A 20,108-nucleotide genomic window follows, 5' to 3' on the forward strand; every position below is an offset into this window, starting at 1 on the left:
AACTCCTCTTTAAAACTCCACACCCTTCTGCGCCTTGATCCCATCGCGGAACGGGTGTTTCACCAAAGTCATCTCGGTCACCAAATCCGCTGCCTCAATCAACTCGGGCTTCGCGTTCCGCCCTGTCAGACACACGTGCGTCATGTCGGGCTTTTCGGTCAGCAAGAACTCCACTACCTCGTCGATATCCAAATAGTCATTGCGCAGCGCGATATTGATCTCATCCAGCAGTACAAATCTATTCGTCTCGTCGCGAATAAGCTCTTTGGCCAATTCCCAGCCCGCTTCCGCCTTGGCAATATCACGTTCGCGGTCCTGCGTTTCCCAGGTGAATCCTTCGCCAGACACATAGAATTTGCACTGGTCAGAGAAATGACCTTCCAGAAACGCCCGTTCCCCGGTCGCCATCGCCCCTTTGATAAACTGAACCACAGCGCAGGGCATGCCGTGCGAAATACAGCGCATGATCATTCCGAATCCAGACGAGGACTTCCCCTTGCCGGGCCCAGTATGCACCATAATCAGACCTTTTTCTTCGGTCTTTGTGGCCATCATCCGATCCCGTGCGGCTTTGATTTTCTTCATCTTCTCTGCGTGGCGGGTGTTCTGATCTGTGTTATCGCTCACGGGGGTGGCCTCCATGCTTGACTCATCCTGCGCCATCGCGCATGTCCGTTCTGTTGGTTCCTGTTCTTAGAGCAGGTGAAAAGGGAATGCGATAAGGATTGCGACGCAATTTGAAACGCAGCCGCCCCCGCGACCGTGACCGGAGAGGTCTTTGAAGCCACTGGCGCATGCGCCGGGAAGGCCAAAGTCCGCCAAAGCGACCCGCTTTGACATCCGTAAGCCGGGAGACCTGCCAGCAAAGAAAGACATGAAACCGGACGGGGTGTTCCGGTGTCGGGAAAACGCATGCCGTCCCCGCCCCTCGCCCTTGTCCCTCCGACCAAAGACCGGATCAAAGGAGAGACAATTTGCCCATAGATCTCGCGCCAGACTTGGCCCCTGTTGAGTTGCTTGTTTGCGCAACCTGCAGGGCGGGCCAACCGACCGAAATCGAAGGCCCCCGCCCCGGCGCGCAGCTTGGCGCAGCCTTGGCCGAGTTGGACTGGCCAGCGCATGTGACCGTCCGCGAGGTCGAATGCCTCAGCAATTGTGATAGCGGCTGTTCGATCGCCGTGCGCGGCGGGTCCGAACGCTGGACCTATGTCTATGGCAACTTCACCGGCGCCGACGACGCCGCCTTGGTGCATGAAGGTATCACAAAATACGCCGCAACCGCCGACGGGATTGTCCCTTGGCGCGAGCGCCCCGTTCATTTCCGCAAAAACTGTATCGCGCGCGTCCCGCCGCTGACCCTGCCAGAGTAAGGCCCCCAATGAGCAACCTCGAAAAACTTCCCGTCACCGTCATCACAGGCTTTTTGGGCGCTGGCAAAACGACCCTTGTGCGTCACCTGATGCAGAACCCTCAGGGCAAACGTCTGGCTGTTGTGGTCAATGAATTTGGCGACGTGGGCGTAGACGGTGAAATCCTGAAATCCTGCGCGATCCCGGATTGCCCTGCTGAAAACATCATGGAACTGGCGAACGGCTGCATCTGCTGCACCGTGGCCGATGACTTTATCCCGACCATCGAAGCCCTGATGGCGTTGGAACCACGCCCCGAACATATCATTATCGAAACCTCTGGTCTGGCGCTGCCGAAACCACTGCTCAAGGCGTTTGACTGGCCAGATATTCGCAGCAAAATCACCGTGGATGGCGTGATTGCACTGGCCGACGCCGAAGCCGTCGCTGCTGGCCGGTTCGCACCCGATGTGGCTGCCGTGGATGCCCAGCGCGAAGCGGACGACAGCCTCGATCACGAAACACCTTTGTCCGAAGTGTTTGAAGATCAGATTTCCTGCGCCGACATTATTCTGCTGACCAAACCTGATCTGGCTGGTCCAGAAGGTGTTGCGAAGGCCAAAGAAGTGATCGCCAAAGAAGCCCCACGTCCGATCCCGGTCGTGGAAGTCGCCGAAGGTGCGGTCGATCCGCGTGTTATCCTAGGTCTCAACGCCGCCGCCGAAGATGATTTGGCGGCACGTCCTTCCCATCACGACGGCCACCACGACCATGAACACGACGATTTTGAAAGCGTCGTGATTGATCTGCCGGAACAGGTGGATGCCGTCAGCTTTGCGGAACGCGTGGAACGGCTGGTCAAGGATCAGAACATTCTCCGTGTGAAAGGCTACGCTGCTGTGGAAGGCAAACCCATGCGCCTCTTGGTGCAAGCGGTTGGGTCTCGGGTCCGTCACCAATTTGACCGTCCCTGGAAGCCCGAAGAAGGCCGTCAGGGCAAAGTGGTCGTGATTGCAGAACATCATGACGTAAACAAGGAAGCGATCCGCGCTGCGCTGGTCGATTAAACAGACATGCATGTCGTCTTTCGCGAAAGCCATGGGTTAGAGGAAACCGAAACCCCGATTGACCTGGCCCAAAGCCCGGCCGATCTGGTGGTTTTGTCGTTCTCTGACAGCGACCTTGGTGCTTTCGCGGCAGGATGGCATCGTGCGAATGGCGATTTGCCGTCCTTGCGGCTGGCTAATCTGGCGGCACTAAAACACCCTCTGTCTGTCGACACCTATGTTGAACAGACCTTGGAGGGTGCAAAGGCCGTTTTGGTGCGCCTGATTGGCGGCATCCCCTATTGGTCCTACGGCATCCAGCAACTGCAAGATTTGGCCCGCCGCAAAGGCTTGGCCCTTGCTGTGCTGCCCGCCGACGGTCGCCCGGACACCCGATTGGATGAGGTTTCGACCCTTCCTAAGTCCACTTTGGACCGGCTGACGCATCTTTGCGATACCGGCGGCGCGGTGGCCGCGCAGGCGGCGTTGGCTCAGCTTGCTTTGGCAGCGGGGCTTTATGCAAAGCCAGTGATGGGCAGCAAAACCGTGCCGGATTTTGGCGCTTGGCGGCCTAATATAGGCGTCTGCGAGGCTGCGCGCCAAACTGACAAGCCGCTGATTGTTCTCTCCTTTTACCGTTCGTACCTGACAGCGGCAGATCTGGACCCAATCGAGGCCATCGCGGCAGAGTTTGAAACCCGCGGTTACGAGGTAATCGGCCTCTTTGCGCCCACCCTGAAACAACCGGCAGCCGCTGCGTGGATCGCCGAAACGCTGCAAAACTTGCAGCCTGCTGCCGTTGTGAACGCCACGGCCTTTTCCGGCAAAGGCGATGACGGAGCTTCTCCGCTTGATGCGACAGACGCGCCGGTTTTCCAGATGGCACTGGCGACCAGCCGCCAAAAGGCATGGGCAGACGCGGAACGTGGTCTGGCCCCGGCGGATTTGGCCATGCATGTGGTTTTACCCGAAGTCGATGGTCGTCTTTTTGCGGGGGTCGCCAGCTTCAAAGAACCCGGCAAGAAAGACCCTGCGCTGGAATACTCCCGGTTCGGGCACCGCGCCGCGCCTGATCGGATCGCAGCAATCGCGGATAAGGTCTGCGGTTGGGTGCGCTTGGAGCAGACGCCAATGGCCGAAAAGCGTGTGGCTATGGTGCTTTCGACCTACCCCGGTCAGAATTGGAACATGGCCCATGCCGTAGGATTGGACGCCTTCGCAAGTGCCGAAGCAATTGCCGATGATTTCAGCAATGAGGGCCTGCAGGTTTCAGCCGGAGCGCCTTTGGAAAAGGCGCTGTCCTCAGAAAAGATCAAATGGTCTATTGCTGTCTACCAAGCTGCTTTGAAACAACTCCCTCAGTCTTTGCAGGATGACTTGGCAGAAGTCTGGGGCGATCCGTCGAATGACCCATCCTGTGAAAGCGGCGCATTTCAATTCGCAGCCACCCAACGCGGCAATCTGCTGATCGCGCTACAGCCTGAACGCGGGTCAGACGCTGTGCGTGAAGATGAATATCACGACCTCGCCCGCACGCCGCGCCACAGTTATGTCGCCTTCTACCTTTGGCTCCAACACCAATTCGATACCCATGCCATCGTGCATGTTGGCGCGCATGGCACGCTGGAATGGCTGCCAGGTAAGTCGGTCGCCCTGTCTGGCAATTGCTGGCCCGAAGTCCTTACTGGTCACCGCCCGGTCATCTACCCGTTCATCGTGAATGACCCCGGCGAGGCCGCGCAGGCCAAACGCCGCATTGGGGCTGTGACCCTCGGCCATGTCCCCCCACCGCTAAAAGAAAGCGCCACTCCACAACGGTTCGCCATCCTGGAAAGCCTGCTGGATGAATTCTCAAACGCCGACGGTTTGGACCCAAAGCGGCGCGACCGGCTGCAGGACAGCATCCGCAGCGAAGCCGAAGCTCTGGGTCTTGCTGACCAGCTTGGTCTTGGTGCCGCGACCTCTCTTGCAGAGGCGATCACGCGCATCGACACCTTTGTCTGTGACATCAAGGAAAGCCAGTTCGGCGACGGGCTGCACATCTTTGGCCGCGCCCCTGACACTCAAACCGCGTTCGACGCCGCCCCGTCGGCCAAAGCCGAACGCGAAGCGCTGATCCGCGCCATTCATGGCAAGCGCATCGAGGCTGGCCCATCCGGGTCGCCTTACCGAGGGCGTACCGATGTGCTGCCAACCGGACGCAATCTTTTCACAACCGACCCCCGTAGCGTGCCGACGCGCGCGGCCTATGCGCAGGGTGTGAAATTGGCCGAAGAACTCGTGCGCAAACATCTGCAAGACGAGGGCGATTATCCGAAAAACCTGATCGTGGACCTTTGGGGCTCGGCTACCATGCGCACGGCGGGGGAAGAATTCGCCATGGCGCTGCACTTGCTGGGTGCAAAACCGGTGTGGGACGAAGGATCAGAACGCGTCTCGGGTGTCGAAATCCTTCCCATTGCTATGCTTGAACGCCCCCGCTTGGACGTGACCCTGCGTGTCTCGGGCCTATTCCGGGATGTCTTCCCGACGCTTTCAGCCCTCTTTTCCCAAGCTGTTCGCGCCCTCGCAGATCGTGAAGAAAGCCCCGATTGGAATCCCTTTGTGGGCGAAACGCCCGCGCCGCGCGTCTATGGGCCTGCGCCGGGCTGTTATGGGCTTGGGATGGGGCATTTGACCGATTACGGCGATGACGCAAAACAGAAAGCGGGCGAGGCTTGGCTTTCCGCGTCCAGCTGGGCGCTCGACCAAGACAAGCCGCATCAAGACCAGACCGGCATTCGACATCGCGTTGCTGCTGCTGACAGCTTTGTGCACCTGCAGGACATGCCGGAAACCGACATCCTTTTGGCCGTCGACTATGCAAGCCACGAAGCGGGGTTCAAAGCCGCGCAAACCGTCACCGGCGGCAATGCAGCGCTCTACCATCTGGATGCGACAAATCCGGCGAAGCCACGCGCCCGCACCTTGGACGAAGAGGTTGCGCGCGTCGTGCACGCCCGCGCCACCAACCCGGACTGGCTGGCTGGAATGATGCGGCACGGGTTCCGCGGCGGCGCAGAAATAGCGGCGACGTTGGAGCATATGGCGGCCTTTGCCCATCTGGCAGATGCCGTACATCCTGCGCTGTTTGACGCCTATCACGAGGCAACATTGGGCAATGACGCCATTGTCGCTTTCCTAAGTGAAAACAACCCGCAAGCCCTCGCCGCAATGCGCGACCGCTTTGCCGCGCTTTATGATGCTGGCCTTTGGCAGACCCGCCGCAATTCAATCCTCGCCGACCTGGAGACCGCGCCATGAGCCGCCCCGCCGCGAAAGGTTGGTGCCCCGGTGCCTATAAGCCGATGATGTCAGGTGACGGTCTTGTGGTCCGCGTGCGCCCCGTAATGGCCCGCCTGACAGCAAAGCAGGCCCTCGGACTTTGTGAACTGTCGCAGCGCTATGGTTCAGGCATGATTGACCTGACAAGCCGAGCCAATCTGCAAATCCGAGGCGTAACCGAAACAGATCACGAAGCACTGCTGGAAGCATTGAACGCGCTTGATCTCTTGCCGGATAACCCGCAGCTAGAGGCGCGGCGCAATATTTTGATTGCCCCTTTCTGGCAGGTGAGTGATCTAACAGAACGCTTGGCGCGCAACCTTTACGCTCGGCTTTCTGATCTACCCGACTTGCCCGCCAAATTTGGCTTCGCCATCGACACCGGCCCTGCGCCCGTTTTTCAGAATAACTCCACCGATATTCGCATAGAACGCAGTGCGGCAGGCCTTATCGTGCGGGCGGATGGCTGTGCTTTGGGTCGCGAGGTCACCGAAGAAACCGCGATCCCTGCCGTTATTGAGATGGCTCATTGGTTCATCGAAACAGATGGCATCCAATCCCGCCGCATGCATGCGCATGCCGACGTAACGCCTTTGCCACAGGCCTGGCGCACGACGCCCCCACTGAATATTGGGTCGGCTGTTGTGCCCGGCCCTAGACAGCAGGGCGCAGTCTACGGCGCGCCGTTTGGACAGATCGAGGCATCTCAACTGGCCGATCTTGTCTCGCGTTCTGGCTGCCGCGCGCTGCGGGTGACCCCTTGGCGACTGTTCCTGACCGAGGACGCAGCGCCTGTGGACACAGATACCTTTGTGACCCGCGCGGATGATCCCATCCTGATGGTAAGCGCCTGCCCCGGAGCGCCTCTCTGTACGGCAGCGTCCGTGGAAACCCGCGCATTGGCGCGCAAAATCGCGGGCCGCACCGATGCGTCCTTGCATGTCAGCGGCTGCGCCAAAGGGTGCGCCCATCCGCGCAAAGCAGGCCTCACCCTCGTGGGGCGAGAAGGCCGCTTTGACCTTGTGAAAAACGGGCTGCCATGGGATGAGCCCACCCAAACCGGCCTGACCGAAAATGACCTGCTCAACCGCATCGGAGAGTTTTGATGCCTTACGATTACGAAAAAAACGGCCAAGCCATTTATGACGAAAGCTTTGCCACGATCCGGCGCGAGGCGGATTTGGCAGGCTTTGACCAAGACGAAGAGCAGGTTGTCGTGCGTATGATCCACGCAGCGGGCATGGTCGGGCTTGAGAAGTTTGTGAAGTTTACCCCCGGCATGGTCGCCGCAGCGCGATCTGCCATGGAAAACGGCGCACCGATCTTTTGTGATGCGCGCATGGTCTCTGAAGGTGTCACGCGCCCGCGCCTACCGGCGGACAATGAAGTGATCTGCACCCTCCACGCAGATGGCATTTACGAACTAGCCAAGAAGATGGGCAATACACGGTCCGCCGCAGCGCTGGAACATTGGCGAGACCGCCTTGGCGGCGCAATCGTTGCGATTGGGAATGCGCCCACTGCGCTTTTCCACCTGCTCAACATGCTCGAAGATCCAGATTGCCCGCGCCCAGCGGCGATTATTGGCTGTCCGGTTGGCTTTGTCGGCGCAATGGAAAGCAAAGACGCGCTGTGGCAAGATCAGCCGGTGCCTTGCATGATCGTCGAAGGGCGTCTTGGCGGCTCTGCCATGACCGTTGCCGCCATCAACGCCATCGCTAGCCGAAAGGAATAAGCCATGAGCGGCACCATCTATGGCATCGGCCTAGGCCCCGGCGACCCGGACTTGATGAGCGTCAAAACCCATCGTTTGCTGACCAATGCAAAACACGTAGCATTTTTCCGCAAAGCGGGTCGCAAAGGTCAGGCGCGCGCGATTGTCGACGGCATGATCCCAGAGGGCGCGATTGAGTTCCCGATGGAATACCCCGTGACGACCGAAATTCCACTGACCGATCCGCGCTACAACGAAATGCTTTCAAGTTTCTACGCGGAGATCACAGACCACTTGATCGCACTCGCGAAATCTGGCGAAGACGTGGTGGTGCTGTGTGAAGGGGATCCGTTCTTTTATGGCTCCTTCATGCACATCTACACACGCGTCAAAGATCACGTTCCAACCGAAGTTGTCCCCGCAATCACCGGCATGTCGGGCGCATGGACGGCAACGGGCGCGCCGATCACCTGGGGTGATGACGTGCTGACCGTACTGATGGGCACGCTGGGCGAAGGCAAATTGATCCAGCACATCGCGGATACGGATGCTTTGGTGATCATGAAAATCGGCACCAATTTTGAAAAGGTGATCCGCGCCTTAAAAGCGGGCGGCAAGTATGACGATGCCTATTTGGTGCAATTCGCAACCATGGGCAAACAGACCGTCAGCAAGCTGTCTGAGGTGACCGAAAATGTGACTCCGTATTTCTCGATCATCGTGGTGCACGGTCAGGGACGTCGTCCATGAGCGGCTCTGTCACCATCGTTGGCATTGGGCCGGGCAAGGATGCCCTGATCACACCCGAGGTGCAAACCGCCATTGCGCAGGCGACTGATGTTGTCGGCTACATTCCTTACGTCGAGCGCATACCCGCGCGGGATGGGTTGACCAAACACGCGTCGGACAATCGCGTCGAAATCGACCGTTCCCGTCATGCTTTGGAAATGGCCACTGAGGGCAAACGTGTTGTCGTGGTGTCTTCTGGTGATCCAGGGGTGTTCGCGATGGCCGCCGCGGTTCTCGAAGCCGTTGAACATGGCGAGGCGCATTGGCGCGATCTTGATATTCAGGTCTTGCCCGGAATAACGGCGATGCTTGCTGCCTCAGCCGCTTGTGGCGCGCCTTTGGGCCATGATTTCTGCGCCATCAACTTAAGCGACAATATGAAACCATGGTCTTTGATCGAAAAGCGGCTGCGTTTGGCGGCAGAGGCTGATTTTGCCATGGCGTTTTACAATCCGCGCTCCAAATCTCGTCCCGAGGGGTTTGGCAAAGCACTGAAAACTCTGCGCGACGCCTGCGGAGATGATCGGCCAATGATCTTCGCGCGAAATGTCAGTCGCCCGGATCAAGCGATCAAAATCGTGCCACTGACCGAGGTGACCGAGGACATGGCAGACATGCGCACTGTGGTATTGCTTGGGTCGTCGCAGACCCGGATCATCGAGCGCGATGGCGCGCCGCTGGTCTATACACCACGGTCTGTAGCAGGATGAGCGTTCACCCACTTCAATACCGCTTCGGGCGTCGCGCAGTCTACGCGCGCAGGCAGTTTGGGGCGATCAATCATAATAACAGGCAATCCAAGCGCCCGAGCTGCGTGGATTTTGGCCGCTGCTCCAGTGCCGCCGGCATTTTTACACACGACGACATCAACGTCGTGCTCTTTGAAAAGCGCGATGTCTCCCTCGACATCAAACGGCCCGCGCGCCACCACAACAGTGTGTTTGGGCAGTGCCGGAGCGTCCTCGGGCGCATCCACCAGCCTCAGAACGTAGTGATGTTGCGGTTGCGCGGCGAAGTCATTCATATGCAAACGCCCCAGCGCCAGCATCACACGCTGCGATGGGCCCTCCAACGCAGCAATCGCCCCTGCCATGTCGGGTACAACCTGCCAGTTGTCTCCGGCCACCGGCTGCCAAGCCGGGCGCGTCAGGGCGGCCAAAGCCACGCCGGTTTGCTTGCTAGCTTCAAAAGCATTCCAACTCATCTGCGCGGCAAAAGGGTGCGTGGCATCAATCACATGGCTGATGTTGTGGTCACGGATGTACTGCACCAGACCTTCGACGCCGCCAAAGCCCCCCTCTCGCGTCGGGAGCGGCTGAACCTTTGGGTTGGCAACACGCCCGGCATAGCTGAACGTCGCCTTCAGACCCGTAGCCGCGACCAGTTTGGCCAAGGCACTCGCCTCGGTAGTGCCGCCCAGAATAAGGAGGTTTTGCGTCATGTCTGATCTCGCTCCTCAACCTTGGCTGACCATCGTCGGATTGGGCGAAGATGGCGCAGAAGGGCTGCCACCTGCAAGCCTGAAGGCGCTGCAGGCCGCGGAAATTGTCATGGGGGCCAAGCGGCATCTTGGGTTGTTGCCAGACCTCACCGCAAATTTGGTTGAATGGCCGGTGCCTTTTTCCGATGGATTACCCTTGCTGCAGACTTTTCGAGGCCAGGCGACAGTTGTCCTCGCCTCGGGCGATCCGTTCTGGCACGGGGCGGGCGGTAGTCTTTTGAGTATTTTGAACAAAGAAGAATATAGGACCCTGCCAGCCGTCAGCAGCGTGTCGCTTGCCGCTGCCAATCTGGGCTGGGCTTTGGAGAAAACACCTTGCCTTGGACTGCACGCTGCCCCCTTTGGAAGGCTGCGGCCCTTGTTGGCTTCGGGCCAGAAGGTTCTTTGCACCTTGCGCGATGGCGCTGCGGTCAGTGATTTAGGTCAATGGTTGGATGGCGCTGGGTTCGGCGCGACCGAAGTCCACATACTTGAGGCGCTTGGTGGGCCGCGTGAACGCGTGCGAGCCGTACTGGCAACGGAAGTGCCAGTAGATATCCAGCATCCGGTTCTTGTTGGTCTGGACATCAAAGGCGACGGACCGGTGCTGCCACTCGCGTCTGGGCGCCCCAACAGCTTCTTTGCCAACGACGGCCAGATCACCAAACGCCCAACCCGCGCGCTGACCCTCTCGGCCCTTGCGCCGCAATATGGGGAGCACCTGTGGGACATCGGTGGCGGTTCCGGATCGATTAGCATTGAATGGCTGCTCTGCGGGCCTTCGCTGTCGGCAACCGTCTTTGAAGTTGACCCCACGCGCGCCGAGCGGATCAAAGTCAATGCCGCTGAGTTTGGTTTGGATCTGACCGTTGTCACCGGCGCTGCGCCTGCTGCCCTAGCGGATCAACTGAAACCAGATGCGATTTTTATTGGCGGCGGTATCAGCGATGAGATGCTGCACTGGATTTGCGCGAACGTCACAAGCGGCACACGACTGGTGGCCAATGGGGTGACTCTGGAAGCAGAGATGCTATTGGCCGCATGGCACAGCCGCAAAGGCGGTGATTTATTGCGGTTTGAACTAAGCGAAAGCAAACCCTTGGGCCGAAAACGCGGCTGGAAGGCCAGTTTTCCAATTGTGCAATGGAGTGTCACCCTATGATCGTCGCCGGATTTGGTTTCCGCACGGGCGCAAGTGCCAAGAGCCTGAAAAACGCTTATGAGAAACTTGGCGGTGGAGCGGATGCCATTGCCGTTCCTGACGACAAAGCCGGAGCGTTATGTTTCAAACAACTGGCTGCCGATTTGGACCTGCCAGTGTACAAGATTTCTGCTGCGGACATGCAGGCCGTAGAAACGCAAACACAGGCACCACGCGTCATCGAAAAACGCGGCACCGGGTCGGTGGCAGAGGCTTGCGCTTTGGTGGCAGCAGGGGCAAACCCGCGTTTGATCGCAGCCCGGCATATCTCGGAAGACCGCATGGCAACATGTGCCTTGGCAGAAGGACAAGACCTGTGACCGTTCATTTTATCGGTGCCGGACCGGGCGCAGCTGACCTGATCACCCTACGGGGCCGCGACCTGATCGCGCGCTGCCCTGTTTGCCTTTATGCGGGCAGTTTGGTGCCCGATGAAATCCTATCCCATTGCCCAGAAGGTGCCGAGATCATCAACACCGCGCCCATGGATCTGGACGCCATCGTTGCCGCCTGCAAATCCGCAACAGACGCGGGGAAAGACGTGGCGCGGCTGCACTCAGGCGACCTGTCGGTTTGGTCCGCCATGGGGGAACAACTGCGTCGATTGAAGGCCGAGGGCATCCCTGTCTCGGTCACGCCCGGCGTGCCAAGTTTTGCGGCGGCGGCGGCGGCTTTGGGCACGGAACTCACTTTACCCGGCTTGGCGCAATCGGTGGTTCTGACCCGCACGCCGGGCCGCGCGTCGACGATGCCCGAAGGCGAGACGCTCACGAATTTCGCCGCCACCGGCGCAACGCTGGCGATCCACCTGTCGATTGGCAATCTGGACTCTGTTGTGACCGAGCTGACGCCGCATTACGGCGCAGATTGCCCAGTGGCGGTGGTCTATCGCGCAAGCTGGCCCGATCAAGAGATCATACGCACATCTTTGGCCGCCATGAAAGCTGATGTACCAGAACATGTCACGCGGACGGCCTTAATCCTTGTTGGCCCTGCGCTTGCAGGCGAAGGGTTCGAGGAAAGCTGCCTTTATGCAACGGATTACGACCGGCGCTACCGGCCTCAAACGGCAGACAGCCCTTGGTCCAGCTGGAGTCATGGCGATGATTAACGCCCCTGGTATATTGATTTCGGCCCCCTCTTCCGGGACCGGAAAAACCACTGTGATGCTGGGTCTTCTGCGGGCACTGGCCGAGGACGGGCTGAAGGTGCAGCCCTTTAAATCCGGTCCGGACTATATCGACCCGGCATTTCACCGCGCCGCGGCAGGTCGCCCATCGTTCAATATTGACACATGGGCCATGCATGACGGACTGATTGGCGGCGTGTCACAACAATCTGCAGGCGCGGATATCATTGTTGCCGAAGGCTCCATGGGGCTTTTTGACGGCGTTGCGACCAAAGGCGAGTGCGGGTTCGGTTCCTCGGCTGAAACAGCGCTGACCATGGGCTGGCCGGTCATATTGGTAATTGATGTCGGCGGCCAAGCGCAGTCTGCCGCTGCGACGGCGCTTGGATTTAAGGCTTACAATCCCGATCTGCCTTTCGCAGGCGTCATCCTGAACCGCTGCGCCAGCCTACGCCATGAAAGGCTGACACGCCTTGGCATGGAAAAGGCGGGCGTCAAAGTCCTTGGCGTTCTGCCCCGCCGCGGCGACCTTGCCTTGCCTGAGCGGCATTTGGGCCTGATCCAAGCGGTCGAACACCCAGATCTTGAGGCCGCGATTGCGGGCTACGCCGCCTTCCTGCGCGAGAATGTGGACCTAGTGGCGATCAAAAGCGCCGCAGCAGCAGGTGCCTTGCGCCAAGGCGACCTGCCCAAGCCACCCGCACAGAAAATTGCGATGGCGCAGGACGCGGCTTTTAGTTTTACATACCCGCATCTTGTCGAAGGCTGGCGCGCAGCGGGTGCGGAAATCGCACCGTTCTCACCGCTTGCCGACGAGTCTCCCTCCCCAGACGCCGACCTTGTCTGGCTGCCCGGCGGCTATCCCGAATTGCATGCCGGGAAACTGGCCGCAGCATCGCAGTTCCGCGCGGCGATCCGCAGACATGCGGAAACGAAGCCCGTGCACGGCGAATGCGGTGGCTACATGGCTTTGGGCGAGGCGCTGATCGACAAAGACGGCCATCGTCACCAGATGCTGGGGCTGCTTGGTCTGGTGACCTCTTATGAAAAGCGCAAGTTCCACCTTGGTTACCGCCAAGCCACCCTGAATGCCCCCATGCTTGGCTTTGACACAGGCGCGCGGCTGCGTGGGCATGAATTCCATTATTCAACTATTTTGGAAGAACCCGACACGCCCTTGGCGCAGGTCGGTGACGCAGACGGAAATCCAGTACCCGAGACCGGTTCCGTCAAAGGCAACGTCACCGGCACGTTTTTCCACCTGATTGCAGAGGCCAAAACATGAGCGGCTTTGTCAGTTTCGTCAGTTCAGGCCCCGGCGACCCCGAGCTTTTGACGGTGAAAGCCGTCAACCGGTTGCAAAAAGCGGATGCCATCCTGTTTGATGACCTCAGCGCGGGGCCGATTTTGGAACATGCGGGCCCAGAAACCGACCTAGTCGGTGTTGGAAAACGCGCAGGGCGTCCTTCGCCAAAACAGGATCACGTCAGCCAGCTATTGGTGGACTATGCCCAAACAGGCGCGAACGTTGTGCGTTTGAAATCCGGCGACTCGGGCATCTTTGGCCGCTTGGAAGAAGAGATCACCGCGCTTAGGGCTGCGAGCATCGCCTATGAAATAATCCCCGGCGTAACCTCTGCCTGCGCGGCGGCGGCAGCGGCGGGCATACCCCTAACGCGTCGCCTTGTGGCGCGGCGTGTGCAATTTGTGACGGGCCATGACGTAGCAGGGGCCTTGCCGGGCGACCTGAATCTGCAATCTCTTGCCGACCCCGGTGCAACCACCGTGCTTTTCATGCCGAAAAGGACCTTCCCGGAACTGGCAGACAAACTGTTCGCCACCGGACTGCGCCGCGACTGCCCGGCCCTTTTGGCCGAAAATGTAAGCCACCCGGATCAGACGCTAGAGCGCACTACAATGGAAGCACTTGCCCAAAAGCTGGCGACAGAGATCACCTCTGCCCCGGGCCTGATCCTCTTTGGCGAACTGGCGGAGGCCTAGGCAATGATCGCGCTTTCGCTGGTTGGTATTGGGTCAGGCAACCCAGATCACTTGACGCTGCAGGCCATCAAAACGCTTGAAGCGGCCGACCTGATCCTATTGCCACGCAAGGGAGATGAAAAATCCGACCTCGCCGACCTGCGCCGGGGCATTGTCGCAGAGGTGCTGCAGACGGCCCCTAAGGTTGTTGAATTTGACTACCCGGTGCGCGACGCCAAGACGCCGAAATACCTAGACGGCGTAAACACTTGGCATGACGCGCTGGCCAAAATCTGGAGCGGTTTGATCCATGACCATTCTGGCTCCGACGCCCATGTCGCGTTGATGGTTTGGGGCGACCCGTCGCTCTATGACAGCACGCTGCGGATAGCCGACCGCCTAAAGGCGCAAGGGCTGCAGATCGACGTTCAGGTCGTTCCCGGCATCACCTCATTGCAGATGCTGACAGCCGCGCACGCCATTCCCCTAAATGACCTTGGCGCACCCGTTATTATCACGACGGGTCGGCAATTGCGCGATCATGGTTGGCCACTGGGTGCAGATACAGTCGCGGTAATGCTGGACGGGGAATGTTCGTTCCAACACCTATCGGACGCACAGCAGATCGACATCTGGTGGGGCGGCTATGTCGGCATGCCGCAACAGGTTCTGCGCGCTGGATTGCTGGCTGAAATATCCGATGACATCATTCAAACACGCGCCGAAGCGCGTGCTGAAAACGGTTGGATCATGGACATCTACCTGATGCGCAAACGGGCCGACTAACCACGCATCCCCGATGCGCCCGATCCCTCCAACGCCACTCGCGCCTCTTCTGAGGTTTCAAAGATGTGCGGGCGTAGGCTGCGGCTTGAAAGCGCCTCTCGCATTTTCAGGCGCATAAAGGCACTGGTGGAGAAATGCGCAGTTGTGACACTGTAGCGCTTTAGCAGGTAAACCACTGATTTCATATAATCTTCGTAAAGGTCCTCGGCCACGCGGAACCCGTTCTGGTTCACGATCGACTTTACCTTGCGCCCCGTTTTCTTGCAGGCCTCTTCCAAAACGCGCGTTAGGTCTTCGACATCCTGTTTCTTTTTGATGCTCCACCCTTCGAGGTTCACAAACATCATATTCCGTTCCGCCTCATAGGTGACGCGGTCCGCTAGATTTGCGTTCAGCAGATCATCCAGCAATCCCATGGGCTTGTCTTGGAAAATCCGCGCATCCATTTCGATCACGTTTTCCATCAACGGCCGAAAGCTCATGTGCGCAAGAATATCGCGGTCAATATCGATGCCCGGCGCAACCTCGATCAGTTCAATTCCGCGATCGGTCAATTGGAACACGCAGCGTTCCGTCACATAGAGCACCGGCTGGTTGCGGCTGCTGGCATAGGTGCCAGAGAACGTGATCTGTTCTATGTCCTGCACAAACTTCCTATTGCGCCCCTCCTGCACGATGCGCAATTGCCCGTCTTCTAGGGCTATCTGCAAACCGCCTGCCGTGAAGGTCCCCGCAAAAACCACGGCACGCGAGTTCTGCGAGATGTTGATGAAGCCGCCCGACCCGTTGAGTTTGCCGCCAAACCGCGAAGAGTTCACATTCCCCCAAGCATCGCATTCCGCCATGCCAAGGCAGGTCAGGTCCAAACCGCCGCCATCATAGAAATCAAACATTTGGTTCTGATCCATAATGGCGTGGGCATTGCGGGAGGAGCCAAAGCTCGACCCGCCCGCCAAGACGCCGCCGACTGCACCAGCCTCGGTTGTCAGCGTGATATAGGGGGTAACCTTTTCCTCATTCGCAATGGCCGCAACGCCGTCCGGTGCACCGACGCCCAGGTTGACTGCGCCATTGGGCGGCAACTCAAAAGCCGCGCGCCGCGCAATGATCTTGCGCTGATCCAGCGGCATCTTGAGCATGCCTTTGGTCGGCACGCGGATTTCACCCGAAAGACCAGGATCATACATCACGCCATAGTTCATGCGGTGCATCTCAGGCGGGTCAGCAACCACAACACAGTCAACAAGGATACCCGGCACCTTCACGTCTTTCGGAGAGATCGAACCCTCTTCGACAATGCGTTCGACCTGCGCAATCACGATCCCGCCGTTGTTATGCGCCGCCATCGCTTGGGCCAGACAATCCAAGGTAAGCGCTTCTTTCTCCATGGAAATATTGCCCGAAGGGTCAGCACTTGTGCCACGAATAAAGGCCACATCGATCTTGGTGGCCTTGTAGAAAAGCCACTCTTCCCCATCGATGACATGGCTTTTGACGATGTCCTCCTGAGTCTTCTTGTTCACCTTGCCGCCGCCATAGCGCGGGTCCACAAACGTGTGCAGCCCCACCTTGGAAAAGAGCCCCGGCTGCCCCGCCGCGCAAGCCCTGTAAAGCTGCGAGATGACCCCCTGCGGCAGGTTATAGCCACAGATCTTTTCATCCATCGCCGCCTGCGCCACCTTTGGCATGCGCCCAAAGTTGCCAGCAATCACGCGTTTCAGAAGCCCTTCGTGATGCAACCGACCGGTTCCAAGCCCCTTGCTGTCCCCGGCCCCAGCGCACATCACCAATGTCAGATCGCGTGGGTGACCCTTGTCCAAAAACCGTTTCTCGAGTGCTGCATGCAGCATCTCGGGAATGCAACTTTGGACAAATCCGGTGGTCGTTACAACGTCCCCATCCCGGATCAACGCCATGGCTTGATCGGCTGTCGTCGTCTTGTCCTGCATGTCTTCCCCCAAGCGCAATCGCGGCCATGGTTCCATCAACAGGCCTGACGATGCTTTATCTTGGCGAGAAATTTGAAACGCTATATCCCGTTTACGCCAATCCATGGCCGATCAGCGGCACATAACCCACAGAAATCATTGCATTTTTTGCACACAACTGAATACAATCGTGTGCATTGCTCCTAAGTAAAGGACGGATTGATCGGGACCACCACCCGGCCGCGCACCTCACCCGCCAGCAATTTCGCCGCTGTCTCAATGGCATTTTCCAATGGGACTTCGGTTTCCATCGCGCGCAGCTTTTCCATATCCAGATCCGTTGCCAACCGGTCCCAAGCCCGCTGTCGCTCTGGTTTTGGGCACATGACGCTGTCAATTCCGGCAAGCGTGACACCCCTTAGAATAAAGGGGGCGACAGATGCCGGCAGGTCCATTCCTCCTGCCAATCCACAAGCCGCCACAATCCCGCGGTATTTGATCGCAGAAAGCAAGTTCGCCAACATCGCGCTGCCGACAACGTCGATTCCAGCGGCCCAACGTTCCCCGGCCAGCGGACGCAGCTTCCCTTCAAGCTCGCTCCGGTCTACGATGCTTGTCGCGCCAAGAGATTGTAAATATTCGCTTTCTTCCGTGCGCCCTGTGACCGCCGCAACTTTGTAGCCAAGTGCGGACAAGACCGCCACCGCCACACTGCCCACGCCGCCCGCAGCCCCAGTGACCACAATCTCTCCAGCATCCGGTGTGATCCCATGATCCTCAAGCGCCATCACGCAAAGCATCGATGTATAGCCCGCCGTGCCGATGGCCATCGCTTGGCGCAAAGACATGTGATCTGGCAAGCGCACCAACCAATCGCCTTTTACGCGCGCCAGTTCTGCCAAGCCGCCCGAGTGACGTTCCCCGACCCCCCAGCCATTCAGCACGACGCGATCTCCCGGTGCGAAGTCAGGGTGCTGGCTCTCTCGGACAACGCCTGAGAAATCAATACCCGGACTCATTGGAAACTTACGGATAATCGGCGCGCGCCCTGTTAGCGCCAAGGCGTCTTTGTAATTCAAAGTCGAATAGGCCACTTCAACCGTCACGTCGCCCTCTGGCAGGTGTTCCTCGGTCAACTGTGTCAGCTGCGCAATCTGCTGCTCGTCCTGTTTGTCGATAACAATCGCTTGAAACATGGTAATTTCTCCCCTTCCCTCTCTGCCACCACTATAGGTAAATTCTGGATCACAAAAAGCGTACGAAGGCGGCAAACCCAAGACGTGACGCAAGGTCGGGCGCCAAATGGGACCAAATGGAAGGGCGTAGAAACAGAAAAACCGCCCCGTGGGGCGGCTTCAATTAGATCATCGTTTTTGAGAGACACTCTGTAGGCTGTTTATTAGGTTTGGCGATGCCCTACTCTCCCACACCTTAAGATGCAGTACCATCGGCGCAACGGTGCTTAACTGCCGGGTTCGGAAAGGGACCGGGTGTTTCACTCGTGCTATGATCACCAAACCGAATAAACGGCCTAGAGGGTTCGACATTTGCATTTTTTGCAAAATCGAGGGTGTTGTCCAAGTCATTTATTGATGCGCTACCGCTTACGCTACTTGAGCGCTTTGGAATTTCATCAATTTGTACTGTGTGTTGTGTATGCTTCTGGATCGCAGAATAGATGTCTGTCTATTACTGGATCAAATCAAGCCTATCGGACCATTAGTACCGGTCAACTGAATGCATTGCTGCACTTACATCTCCGGCCTATCGACGTGGTGGTCTACCACGGTCCTCAGGGATACCTTGTTTTGAGGGGGGCTTCCCGCTTAGATGCCTTCAGCGGTTATCCTGTCCGATCATAGCTACCCTGCACTGCTGCTGGCGCAACAACAGGTCCACCAGTGGATCGTTCACCCCGGTCCTCTCGTACTAGGGGCAACTCCTCTCAAGTATCCTACACCCACGGCAGATAGGGACCGAACTGTCTCACGACGTTCTAAACCCAGCTCACGTACCTCTTTAAACGGCGAACAGCCGTACCCTTGGGACCTGCTCCAGCCCCAGGATGAGATGAGCCGACATCGAGGTGCCAAACACTGCCGTCGATATGGACTCTTGGGCAGTATCAGCCTGTTATCCCCGGCGTACCTTTTATCCGTTGAGCGATGGCCCTTCCACTCGGGACCACCGGATCACTATGGCCGTCTTTCGACTCTGCTCGACTTGTCAGTCTTGCAGTCAGGCTGGCTTCTGCCATTGCACTCAACGAGCGATTTCCGACCGCTCTGAGCCAACCTTCGCGCGCCTCCGTTACGCTTTAGGAGGCGACCGCCCCAGTCAAACTACCCGCCACACAGGGTCCCGGATCCGGATAACGGACCGCGGTTAGACATCAAGCAATGCAAGGGTGGTATCTCAAGGGAGGCTCCACCGCGACTGGCGTCACGGTTTCAATGCCCACCACCTATCCTGCACATGCATGGCCTGATGCCAGTGTGAAGCTGTAGTAAAGGTGCACGGGGTCTTTCCGTCTAACCGCGGGAAGCCTGCATCTTGACAGGCAATTCAATTTCGCTGAGTCGATGTTGGAGACAGTGGGGAAGTCGTTACGCCATTCGTGCAGGTCGGAACTTACCCGACAAGGAATTTCGCTACCTTAGGACCGTTATAGTTACGGCCGCCGTTTACCTGGGCTTCAATTCGGAGCTCTCACCCCTCCTTTTAACCTTCAGGCACCGGGCAGGCGTCAGACCCTATACGTCGTCTTGCGACTTCGCAGAGCCCTGTGTTTTTAGTAAACAGTCGCCACCCCCTGGTTTGTGCCCCCAGCCAATACTTGCGTAGAAACTGGGCCTCCTTCTCGCGAACTTACGGAGGTATTTTGCCGAGTTCCTTCAACATCGTTCTCTCAAGCGCCTTGGTATTCTCTACCAGTCCACCTGTGTCGGTTTAGGGTACGATCTAGCGATGGAGCTATTTCCAGGAACTGCTAAGCGGCCCCTCCAATCCAATAAGGAGGAACAACCGTCGCAATCCGTCACTTCCATCTGGCCCAGGAATATTAACCTGGTTCCCATCGACTACGCCTTTCGGCCTCGCCTTAGGGGTCGGCTTACCCTGCTCAGATTAGCTTTAAGCAGGAACCCTTGGACTTTCGGCGAGAGTGTCTCTCACACTCTTTGTCGCTACTCATGTCATCATTCTCACTAGTGATCTCTCCACCGGATGGCTCACGCCCCAGCTTCATCGAAAGCTTCGTGTCTCCGACACTCATTATATGATGTCCTACCGCTTCGCTACTTGAGGACTAAATCCTCCAGCAACAAATTGATACGATATCAATGAGTTAAAGAGACATGAAGCTATGTCACACTACGCTCTG

17 protein-coding genes, 2 rRNA genes and 1 riboswitch (1 of these 20 running past the window's edge) are annotated in these 20,108 nt (G+C 58.2%); of the genes, 13 read left to right on the forward strand and 6 right to left on the reverse strand.

The features are described 5' to 3' along the window. Positions 1-9 precede the first annotated feature (9 nt). Positions 10-627 (reverse strand): cob(I)yrinic acid a,c-diamide adenosyltransferase, encoded by a 618-nt coding sequence (gene cobO, locus BUA39_RS13400; protein ID WP_278246319.1) that lies wholly within the window; start codon positions 625-627, stop codon positions 10-12. A gap of 37 nt (positions 628-664) precedes the next feature. Then, a riboswitch (cobalamin riboswitch) is annotated at positions 665-878 on the forward strand. Positions 879-974: 96 nt separating this feature from the next. On the opposite strand from cobO, the gene BUA39_RS13405 reads away from it, so the two are divergent. Genes BUA39_RS13405 through cobJ form a run of 7 tightly spaced genes read left to right on the forward strand, consistent with a single transcriptional unit; the run spans position 975 to position 8,932 of the window. Further along, a complete protein-coding gene (locus BUA39_RS13405) occupies positions 975-1,370 on the forward strand; it encodes a DUF1636 family protein (protein ID WP_242648602.1) in 396 nt (131 codons plus the stop codon). An 8-nt stretch (positions 1,371-1,378) separates the two neighbouring features. After that, the gene (cobW, locus tag BUA39_RS13410; protein WP_072793713.1) at positions 1,379-2,416 is read left to right on the forward strand and encodes a cobalamin biosynthesis protein CobW; all 1,038 of its coding nucleotides are present in this window, start codon (positions 1,379-1,381) and stop codon (positions 2,414-2,416) included. 6 nt (positions 2,417-2,422) lie between these two features. Continuing rightward, positions 2,423-5,698, forward strand: coding sequence for a cobaltochelatase subunit CobN (gene cobN / locus BUA39_RS13415; protein ID WP_072793714.1), 3,276 nt, complete (start codon positions 2,423-2,425; stop codon positions 5,696-5,698). After that, a complete protein-coding gene (locus BUA39_RS13420) occupies positions 5,695-6,825 on the forward strand; it encodes a cobalamin biosynthesis protein CobG (protein WP_072793715.1) in 1,131 nt (376 codons plus the stop codon). The genes cobN and BUA39_RS13420 overlap by 4 nt, the downstream gene beginning before the upstream one ends. Continuing rightward, the gene (locus tag BUA39_RS13425; RefSeq protein WP_072793716.1) at positions 6,825-7,454 is read left to right on the forward strand and encodes a precorrin-8X methylmutase; all 630 of its coding nucleotides are present in this window, start codon (positions 6,825-6,827) and stop codon (positions 7,452-7,454) included. The genes BUA39_RS13420 and BUA39_RS13425 overlap by 1 nt, the downstream gene beginning before the upstream one ends. A gap of 3 nt (positions 7,455-7,457) precedes the next feature. Beyond that, on the forward strand, positions 7,458-8,183 hold the full coding sequence (gene cobI, locus BUA39_RS13430; protein ID WP_072793717.1) for a precorrin-2 C(20)-methyltransferase: 726 nt from the start codon (positions 7,458-7,460) through the stop codon (positions 8,181-8,183). Next, positions 8,180-8,932, forward strand: a complete 753-nt coding sequence (cobJ, locus tag BUA39_RS13435) for a precorrin-3B C(17)-methyltransferase (RefSeq protein WP_072793718.1) — start codon at positions 8,180-8,182, stop codon at positions 8,930-8,932. The genes cobI and cobJ overlap by 4 nt, the downstream gene beginning before the upstream one ends. Here cobJ and BUA39_RS13440 read toward each other — a convergent pair. Next, complete coding sequence (locus BUA39_RS13440; RefSeq protein WP_072793719.1) at positions 8,905-9,663, reverse strand: cobalt-precorrin-6A reductase; 759 nt, start codon at positions 9,661-9,663, stop codon at positions 8,905-8,907. The genes cobJ and BUA39_RS13440 overlap by 28 nt on opposite strands. On the opposite strand from BUA39_RS13440, the gene cbiE reads away from it, so the two are divergent. Genes cbiE through cobF form a run of 6 tightly spaced genes read left to right on the forward strand, consistent with a single transcriptional unit; the run spans position 9,662 to position 14,798 of the window. Further along, entirely contained in the window at positions 9,662-10,864 is a 1,203-nt protein-coding gene (cbiE, locus tag BUA39_RS13445) for a precorrin-6y C5,15-methyltransferase (decarboxylating) subunit CbiE (protein ID WP_072793720.1), read from the forward strand. The genes BUA39_RS13440 and cbiE overlap by 2 nt on opposite strands. Then, the gene (locus BUA39_RS13450) at positions 10,861-11,223 is read left to right on the forward strand and encodes a cobalamin biosynthesis protein (protein WP_072793721.1); all 363 of its coding nucleotides are present in this window, start codon (positions 10,861-10,863) and stop codon (positions 11,221-11,223) included. The genes cbiE and BUA39_RS13450 overlap by 4 nt, the downstream gene beginning before the upstream one ends. After that, the gene (gene cobM / locus BUA39_RS13455; RefSeq protein WP_072793722.1) at positions 11,220-12,014 is read left to right on the forward strand and encodes a precorrin-4 C(11)-methyltransferase; all 795 of its coding nucleotides are present in this window, start codon (positions 11,220-11,222) and stop codon (positions 12,012-12,014) included. The genes BUA39_RS13450 and cobM overlap by 4 nt, the downstream gene beginning before the upstream one ends. After that, positions 12,001-13,317, forward strand: coding sequence for a cobyrinic acid a,c-diamide synthase CobB (locus BUA39_RS13460; protein ID WP_072793723.1), 1,317 nt, complete (start codon positions 12,001-12,003; stop codon positions 13,315-13,317). Before cobM ends, BUA39_RS13460 begins: the two co-directional genes overlap by 14 nt. Continuing rightward, a complete protein-coding gene (gene cobA, locus BUA39_RS13465) occupies positions 13,314-14,033 on the forward strand; it encodes a uroporphyrinogen-III C-methyltransferase (protein WP_072793724.1) in 720 nt (239 codons plus the stop codon). The genes BUA39_RS13460 and cobA overlap by 4 nt, the downstream gene beginning before the upstream one ends. 3 nt (positions 14,034-14,036) lie before the next feature. Further along, positions 14,037-14,798 carry a precorrin-6A synthase (deacetylating) gene (gene cobF / locus BUA39_RS13470; RefSeq protein WP_072793725.1) on the forward strand — a complete coding sequence of 254 codons (762 nt, stop codon included), beginning with the start codon at positions 14,037-14,039 and terminating at the stop codon, positions 14,796-14,798. Here cobF and BUA39_RS13475 read toward each other — a convergent pair. From BUA39_RS13475 to BUA39_RS13490, 4 genes are all read right to left on the reverse strand, one after another. Then, entirely contained in the window at positions 14,795-16,747 is a 1,953-nt protein-coding gene (locus BUA39_RS13475; protein WP_072793752.1) for an acyl CoA:acetate/3-ketoacid CoA transferase, read from the reverse strand. The two genes, cobF and BUA39_RS13475, sit on opposite strands and share 4 nt — an antisense overlap. A gap of 182 nt (positions 16,748-16,929) precedes the next feature. Further along, positions 16,930-17,922 carry an acrylyl-CoA reductase (NADPH) gene (gene acuI, locus BUA39_RS13480; RefSeq protein ID WP_072793726.1) on the reverse strand — a complete coding sequence of 331 codons (993 nt, stop codon included), beginning with the start codon at positions 17,920-17,922 and terminating at the stop codon, positions 16,930-16,932. 207 nt (positions 17,923-18,129) lie between these two features. Then, positions 18,130-18,244 (reverse strand): 5S ribosomal RNA (gene rrf, locus BUA39_RS13485). A 180-nt stretch (positions 18,245-18,424) separates the two neighbouring features. Further along, positions 18,425-20,108, reverse strand: a 23S ribosomal RNA gene (locus tag BUA39_RS13490) (it continues 1,223 nt past the right edge of the window).

The sequence above is a fragment of the Cognatishimia maritima genome (genome assembly GCF_900129685.1).
Classification (GTDB): Bacteria; Pseudomonadota; Alphaproteobacteria; order Rhodobacterales; family Rhodobacteraceae; genus Cognatishimia; species Cognatishimia maritima.

Coding starts and splice junctions, on each gene's coding strand:
- BUA39_RS13440 (WP_072793719.1), bottom strand. CDS start 9,663: ATGACGCAAAACCTCCTTATTCTGGGCGGCACTACCGAGGCGAGTGCC.
- BUA39_RS13475 (WP_072793752.1), bottom strand. CDS start 16,747: ATGCAGGACAAGACGACGACAGCCGATCAAGCCATGGCGTTGATCCGG.
- BUA39_RS13460 (WP_072793723.1), top strand. CDS start 12,001: ATGGCGATGATTAACGCCCCTGGTATATTGATTTCGGCCCCCTCTTCC.
- BUA39_RS13450 (WP_072793721.1), top strand. CDS start 10,861: ATGATCGTCGCCGGATTTGGTTTCCGCACGGGCGCAAGTGCCAAGAGC.
- cobF (WP_072793725.1), top strand. CDS start 14,037: ATGATCGCGCTTTCGCTGGTTGGTATTGGGTCAGGCAACCCAGATCAC.
- BUA39_RS13425 (WP_072793716.1), top strand. CDS start 6,825: ATGCCTTACGATTACGAAAAAAACGGCCAAGCCATTTATGACGAAAGC.
- cobA (WP_072793724.1), top strand. CDS start 13,314: ATGAGCGGCTTTGTCAGTTTCGTCAGTTCAGGCCCCGGCGACCCCGAG.
- acuI (WP_072793726.1), bottom strand. CDS start 17,922: ATGTTTCAAGCGATTGTTATCGACAAACAGGACGAGCAGCAGATTGCG.
- BUA39_RS13420 (WP_072793715.1), top strand. CDS start 5,695: ATGAGCCGCCCCGCCGCGAAAGGTTGGTGCCCCGGTGCCTATAAGCCG.
- cobN (WP_072793714.1), top strand. CDS start 2,423: ATGCATGTCGTCTTTCGCGAAAGCCATGGGTTAGAGGAAACCGAAACC.
- cobI (WP_072793717.1), top strand. CDS start 7,458: ATGAGCGGCACCATCTATGGCATCGGCCTAGGCCCCGGCGACCCGGAC.
- cobJ (WP_072793718.1), top strand. CDS start 8,180: ATGAGCGGCTCTGTCACCATCGTTGGCATTGGGCCGGGCAAGGATGCC.
- cobW (WP_072793713.1), top strand. CDS start 1,379: ATGAGCAACCTCGAAAAACTTCCCGTCACCGTCATCACAGGCTTTTTG.
- cbiE (WP_072793720.1), top strand. CDS start 9,662: ATGTCTGATCTCGCTCCTCAACCTTGGCTGACCATCGTCGGATTGGGC.